Below are 6,756 nucleotides of genomic sequence, written 5' to 3'. Positions count from 1 at the left end.
CCGCCGCCCTCGCGCTGGCCGCCGGGCCGGTCGCTGCGCCGGCCGCCGCCGACGTCCGGGAGGATCAGCGCTGGGTGCTGGAGGCCCTCGACGCCGAGCAGGCGTGGAAGGTCACCCGGGGCGCGGGGGTCACCGTGGCCCTGGTCGACAGCGAGGTGGACGCGGAGGTCGCCGAGCTGCGGGGCAGGGTCACCGCGGGGCCTTCCATGAGGTCGAGCGGGCCGGACAGGCCGGACGAGCCGAACGGTTCCGGCGGCGCGGGGCCCGCCGGGCGGCGGCACGGCACCGCGATGGCCTCCCTCATCGCCGGAGCGGGCCGGGGCGACGGCGGCCTGCTCGGCGTCGCGCCGGAGGCACGGATCCTGTCGCTGCCGCTGGAGCTGGACGAGGGGCTCCCCGCGGCCTCGGACGACGATCTGCGCACCCGGGGGGACAGCCCGCTGGCCCGGGCCATCCGCTACGCCGCCGACCACGGCGCCGGGGTCGTCAGCATGTCGCTGGGCGCCTACGGCCCGCACCGGGCCGAGCGGGAGGCGGTCTCCTACGCGCTCTCCCGGGGGGTGGTGCTCGTCGCGGCGGCGGGCAACGACGGCGACAGCGAGTACGCCGAGCGCGCCGGCACCTCCTTCTGGAGCTTCCCGGCCGGATACTCCGGCGTCATCGGGGTGGGGGCGGTCGACAGGCAGGGCAGGCCCGCCCCGTTCAGCAGCGACAACCTGTCGGTCCTGGTCTCGGCGCCGGGCGTGGACGTGCCGGTGGTGACCCCCGGCGGGAAGTACGAACCCTCGGAGGGCACGAGTTCGGCGACCGCGCTGGTGGCGGGGGTCGCCGCCCTCATCAAGGCGGAGCATCCGCGGATCCCGCCGGACATGGTCGTGCGCGCCATCACCTCCACGGCGGACTCCGGCCCGGTGCCCGGATACGACGAGTACGTCGGATTCGGCACGGTGAACGCCGCGAAGGCGCTCGCCAAGGCGGGGGAGCTGATGGCGGCCCCGGTCCCGGTCCCGGTGGACGAGGGGCGCCGCTTCGGCGGGGGAGCGGCCCCGGAGAAGGCGCCCGAGCCGGGCGCCGACCCGTTCCGCCTCCGGCTGTACGGCGCCGGCCTGGTCCTCGGCGTGCTCGCCTTCGCCGGGGCCGTGCTCGTCCTCACCCGGAGGCCCGCACCGCGGTGAGGAGCGGCGCCGGGGGTGCCCGGGGCGCCGGAGGTGCCGGGGTGCCAGGGCGCTGGGGGTGCCGGAGGTGCCGGGGCGTCGAGGGTGTCCGGGGCGTCCGACTCGATTCGAACGCGTTTCGGACACCGTTCGGGCACTGTTCGGCCGCGGTGGCGCCGATGTCGGCCTTTCCGGCTCCGCGAGCCGGTGGAGATTCGCTAGGGTCGCCCATCATGGGGTACGAGTTGCGGGTGGAGCGCCCGGCGCCGCTCACGTTCGCGGAACTCGCGGACGTGCTGGGGCGGGCGGGGTTCGAGTACCGCGGTTCGCAGGAGGCGGGTGAGGTCCTCGCGCGCCACGGCGACGGGGTCCACGCCGTCGCCGCCTGGAACGGGACGCTGTCCGGCGCGCCCGGATCCGACTGGCAGGTGGCCCAGCTGGCACGGGTGTCCGCGCTGCTCGGCGCGCGCCTGGTCGGCGAGGACGGCGAGTCCTACACGGTCCGCGACGGCGTCGTCGAGCAGGTGAACGGCGCCGCGTCCTACGAGTTCGGCAGGATCGACGAGATCCTCGCGGCCGGTCCCGCCGTATGGCGGAGCTAGGCCGCCGAGGCGATCCCACCCCGTACGCCGAGCGGGTGCTGGACCTGGTCGAGCGCATCCCGCCCGGCAGGGTGATGTCCTACGGCGACGTCGCCGACTACCTGGGTGAGGGCGGTCCCCGGCAGGTCGGCAGGGTGATGTCCGTCTGGGGAGGAGGCGTCCCCTGGTGGCGGGTGGTGCACGCGGACGGCACCCCGCCCCCCGGGCACGAGCGGCGCTGCCTCGGCCACTGGGGCGAGGAGGGCACCCCGCTGCGCGGCGAGCGGGCGGACATGCGTCTCGCGAGATGGGACGGGCGTCCGGAACCCGGACCGATGAGTCCGGAAAGCGACCGGTAACCGGTTCCTGCGGGGCCCACTAACATGGCGGGGGACGGACAGTTCTGCCCGAAAGGCGGTGCCTCCCCCATGGCCACCGGCGCTTCACCCGCGCGAGCGACCGGCGACCCTGTCGCTGACCGTCTGCGGGTCGTCCAGGACCTCTGCGACCGGGGAGAACCCCTCGATTCGCTCATGAGCGCGGTGCTCGCCGAAGGGCTGACCCCCGCCGAACGCAGGCGGTTCGACGCCGAGGCGCTGGCCGGGCCGCTCGGCTCCAGGCTCGACATCGCGGCCAAACGCGGGGCCGCCCGCCGCCGGGAGTTCGTCACCGCCGTCAAACCGTACCTCGCCGGGGTGGACGCGCGCGTCAAGCGCGACCTGCCCGTCGCCCGGCGGCTGGCCTTCCACCTGATCGAGCAGCGCGGGGTGGACGAGCTGGCCGACGGCGACGCCCTGCAGAAACTCGTCACGCCGCGGCCGAACCGTCCCGGCGGGTCCGCAAGAGCCTGCGCTGGTACGCCGACCTGCCGCTCCGCGAGGAGCTGCCGGAGCCGCTGTTCCGGTTGCGCGCCGCCGACCTCATCCCGGTCACGCAGGTCGAGGACGTCTCCTGGTCCGGCGGCCGGCTGCGGATCAGCGGGCACGCCTACCTGGCGGGCCTGTCGGTCCGGAGCCGCCGCTTCAACCGGGCCACCGTCGTGCTGCGCGGCCCGCGCTGGCTGCCCCCGATCCGCCTGCGGACCCGCAGGACCCACCACCCGGAGGCCACGCACGGCGCCCGGGAGGCGGGCTGCAACTACGACTGGTCCGGGTTCACCGCCGAGCTGAGCCCGTGGGCGCTGCGCTGGCGCGCCGCCCTGCGGGCCGTCGTCCGCGGCAGCAAGCGGCTGCTCCGCCGCCGGGCGACCGTACGCGACACGACCACCTGGCGCGCCGAGATCGTGATCTGGAGCCGGGGCGCCCGCGCGGTCGGCCTGCTCCGCGGTCCCTCCAGCGGCCGGACCGAGCGTCCCTCGGGCCTGGAGACGCGCCCGGGCTGGTGGATCCGGCCGGTCTGGACCTCCGACCGAGCCCTGCAGGTCGTGCTGCAGCCCACCCGGGCCGAGCTGACCGGGGTGCGGCTGGACGGCGAGCGGCTGGAGCTGAAGGTGTTCCTGCCCGACCGGACGTTCACCAGGGGCCAGGCCCGGCTGGACGGCCACCGCGTGGCGGCGGACTTCACCCCGGTCGAGGGCGGCACCGAGGTCGCCGTGCCGTTCGCCGTGGCGTCGCTGCTCTCCGAGCGCGACGGCGGCAGGCTCTGGATCGAGCCCAAGGGCGACCCCGCGGCCCCCGTCATGCTCGGCAGGGCCGCGGAGAGCCGCACCGTCATCGGCGAGCGGGAGATCACGGTCCTGGGCGACCGGCGCGACCGGGTGATCGTCTCCGCGCACCGGATCCGTCCGGTCGTCTCCTCGGCGGTCTGGGAGCCGGACGGCGCACTCGTCCTGGAGGGCTCCTACCCCGGCTCCGGCCCGGCCGAGCTGACGCTCCGCCACCGCAGCGGGCTGCTGTACGCGACGCCGATGGAGCGCGAGGGCTCCCGCTTCGGCGTGCGCCTCGCGCCGGCGGCGATGCCCCGCTTCGGCGAGACCACCCCGCTGAGCAGCGGCACCTGGAGCATCGCGGCGCGCGAGGCGTCCGGGGAGATCGTCCCGGTCCGGATGGACCACGCGGCCCTGGAGGCGCTGGACGAGAGCCCGAAGACGATCGGCGGGCGTGAATACCGCCTGCTGTCCACCCGGTTCGACGTGCCGGTGCTGGCGGTGGCCGAGAGCCGCCCCGACGACGAGAAGGGGCCGGGAGGGCTGCACCTGCTCCAGCGCTCCTTCTACCCGGCGCAGCGCGGCCGGGAACTGCGCGAGGCCACCGTCTACGTGGCCTACGACGGCCGGCAGTACGAGGGCAACGTCCGCGCGGTCTACGAGGAGCGGCTGCGGCGCGGCGACGACCGGGAGCACATCTGGGTGGTCAAGGACGGCGCGTTCACGCCGCCGGGGTCCCGGGAACTCGGATTCGGCCCGGAGATCGAGCCGACCGTGGTCCGCGCGGGCAGCCGGGAGCACTACGAGGTGCTGGCCCGCTCGCGGCACGTGGTGACCAACGGCTTCCTGCCCCCGTGGTTCCGGGCGCGCGAGGACCAGGTGGTCGTGCAGACCTGGCACGGCAGCCCGCTCAAGCGGATGGGCAACGACCTTCCGCACATGTCCCGCGACCCGAGGCCGCCGGCCTGGCACCGGCAGGCGGTCGAGGTCCGGGGCTGGGACCTGCTGGTCTCGCAGAGCCCGTGGGCCACCCCGATCCTGCGCAAGGCCTTCGGCTACCAGGGCGAGGTCGTGGAGAGCGGCTACCCGCGCAACGACGTGCTGGCGTCCCCGGACCCGCGGGCCGCGGCGCGGGTGCGCGCGCGGCTCGGCGTCGCCGAGGACGTCAAGCTGGTGCTGTACGCGCCGACCTTCCGCGACTACGACCGCAGGAGCAACTCGATCCGGTTCGACCTGGAGCAGGCGGGGCGGGCGCTGGGGCCCGGCCACCGGTTCCTGATCAGGGCGCACTCCATGCAGGCGGCGCCGAACGTGCCGGAGGAGCTCGCGCTGGACGTCACCACCTATCCGGACATCGCGGATCTGCTGCTGGTCGCCGACGTGCTGATCACGGACTACTCGTCGGTGATGTTCGACTTCGCCGCGACCGGGCGGCCGATGCTCTTCTTCACCTACGACCTGCAGCGCTACTCGGCCAAGCGCGGTCTCTATCTCGATCTGGCGGCGGAGGCCCCCGGGCCGCTGCTGTCGACCGGCGCCGAGGTGGTCGAGGCGCTGCGGAACGTCGGGGAGCTGGCCGCCGCGCACGCCGAGCGCTATGAGCACTTCAGGCGGACCTACGCGCCCCGCGACGACGGCAAGGCCACCGCCCGGCTGGTCGACCGCGTCTTCGGTTCCTGACGGGCCCGCCGGGTCCGGTGGCCGCGTCTTCGGTTCCTGATGACGGGCCCGCCGGGCCCGGTAGCGGTCCGGTAGCGGCCCGGCGGCGGTCAGGAGGGTGAAGTGCGGCGGGAGCGCGCCCGCCGCGCCGGAGATTCGGACCTGAGGGGCCGACTCGGCCCGATCACTGCCCGACATCTGGTGGAATGGCGAGCTGTGAGGGGTCAGAGCTGGCGGCTGGTGCGCCGTGAGGGTGCGGGGGAGGCCGTTGCCCCCGTGCTGGACGAGCACCAGCGGGCGGTGGTGGCCCATGGGAGCGGCCCACTGCTCGTCCTGGCCGGTCCCGGCACCGGGAAGACCACCACGATCGTGGAGACGGTGGCGGACCGGGTCGAGCGCCGGGGCGTCGACCCCGAGCGGGTGCTCGTCCTGACCTTCAGCCGCAAGGCCGCCGACGAACTGCGCGAGCGCATCACCGGCAGGATGCGCCGCACCACCCGCACGCCGCTCGCGCTCACCTTCCACAGCTACGCCTACGCCCTGCTGCGCCGCGAGGCCGTACTGGCCGGAGCGCCCCCGCCCCGGCTGCTCACCGGTCCCGAGCAGCTCCTGGAGATCCGCCGCATGCTCCTGGGCGAGCTGGAGGAGGGCGCGCCGCACTGGCCGGAGGACATGCGCGAGGCGCTCAAGACCCGCGGGTTCGCCGCCGAGCTGCGCGACTTCGTCGCACGCGCCGCCGAGCGCGGCCTCGACGGGCCGGAACTGGTCGAGCTGGGCCGCCGCCACGGCCGTGCCGACTGGGCGGCCGCCGGGCGCTTCGCGGACCGCTACCAGGCCCGCTTCGACCTGGACCCGGAACCGGTGCTCGACTACCCCGAGCTGATCCGCGCCGCCGCCGCCCTGCTCGCCGACCCCGAGGTACGGCTCCGCGAGCGCTCGGCCTACGACGTCGTCCTGGTGGACGAGTACCAGGACACCGACCCGGCCCAGGAGCTCCTGCTCCAGCGGCTCGCCGGGGAGGGCCGCGACCTCATCGCGGTCGGCGACCCCGACCAGTCGATCTACGGGTTCCGGGGCGCGGACGTCCACGGGATCATGAACTTCCCCGACCGGTTCCGCGACGTCCACGGGGAGAAGGCGCCCATCGTCGCGCTGCGCGTCTGCCGGCGCAGCGGCCCGGGGCTGCTGGCCGCGACCCGGCGCGTCGCCGCCCGCCTGCCCGCCGTCCCCGGCGGCGCCGCGCACAGCGAGCTGACGGCGCTCCCGGACGCCGGGCACGGGGACGTCCGGGCGGTGGTGGCCGACAGCCCCGTCCAGGAGGCGGCGGTCGTCGCCGACATCCTGCGCCGGGCGCACCTGCTGGACGGGGTGCCCTGGTCGCGGATGGCCGTGCTGGTCCGCTCTGCGGCCCGGCAGGTGCCGCTGCTGCGCCGGGCGCTGGTCGCGGCCGGGGTGCCGGTCCTGGTGGGCGGCGGCGACGTGCCGCTGATCCAGGAGCCGGGCGTGCGCCCGCTGATCCGGCTGATCCAGGTGGCCCTCCACCCGGAGGGCCTGGACGAGGGCACGGCGGAGGAACTGCTGACCAGCGCTCTCGGCGGCACCGACATGATCGGGGTGCGCCGGCTGCGCCGCGCGCTGCGCGTCGCCGAGCACGAGGCATGGCGCTCCCGGCGGAGCTCGGGGAACCGGCCGCCGGGGAGCGCGGTCCGGAGGCCCG

The 6,756-nt window shown here is 75.6% G+C and carries 6 protein-coding genes; 5 read left to right on the top strand and 1 reads right to left on the bottom strand.

Annotated elements, in window-relative coordinates:
* The 3 genes from ACWJ6R_RS27055 to ACWJ6R_RS27045 form a co-directional block, all read left to right on the top strand.
* The coding region (locus ACWJ6R_RS27055) for a S8 family serine peptidase (protein ID WP_449064938.1) at positions 1 to 1,175 on the top strand (1,175 nt) is incomplete at its 5' end.
* A gap of 212 nt (positions 1,176 to 1,387) precedes the next feature.
* On the top strand, positions 1,388 to 1,756 hold the full coding sequence (locus ACWJ6R_RS27050; protein WP_449064937.1) for a hypothetical protein: 369 nt from the start codon (positions 1,388 to 1,390) through the stop codon (positions 1,754 to 1,756).
* Entirely contained in the window at positions 1,744 to 2,094 is a 351-nt protein-coding gene (locus tag ACWJ6R_RS27045) for an MGMT family protein (RefSeq protein ID WP_449064936.1), read from the top strand. The genes ACWJ6R_RS27050 and ACWJ6R_RS27045 overlap by 13 nt, the downstream gene beginning before the upstream one ends.
* Positions 2,095 to 2,178: 84 nt before the next feature.
* On the opposite strand, the gene ACWJ6R_RS27040 is transcribed toward ACWJ6R_RS27045, so the two are convergent.
* Positions 2,179 to 2,484, bottom strand: a complete 306-nt coding sequence (locus ACWJ6R_RS27040) for a hypothetical protein (protein WP_449064935.1) — start codon at positions 2,482 to 2,484, stop codon at positions 2,179 to 2,181.
* Positions 2,485 to 2,639: 155 nt separating this feature from the next.
* Between ACWJ6R_RS27040 and ACWJ6R_RS27035 the strand changes: the two genes are divergently transcribed.
* Both ACWJ6R_RS27035 and ACWJ6R_RS27030 read left to right on the top strand, forming a co-directional pair.
* On the top strand, positions 2,640 to 5,060 hold the full coding sequence (locus ACWJ6R_RS27035) for a CDP-glycerol glycerophosphotransferase family protein (protein ID WP_449064934.1): 2,421 nt from the start codon (positions 2,640 to 2,642) through the stop codon (positions 5,058 to 5,060).
* 255 nt (positions 5,061 to 5,315) lie between these two features.
* Positions 5,316 to 6,756: ATP-dependent helicase (locus ACWJ6R_RS27030; RefSeq protein ID WP_449064933.1), on the top strand; the 1,441-nt coding region annotated here is incomplete at its 3' end.

The sequence above is a fragment of the Planomonospora algeriensis genome (assembly GCF_977012225.1).
Note: the sequence above shows the minus strand (reverse complement) of the source record. Positions and strands in the feature narration are given on the sequence as shown.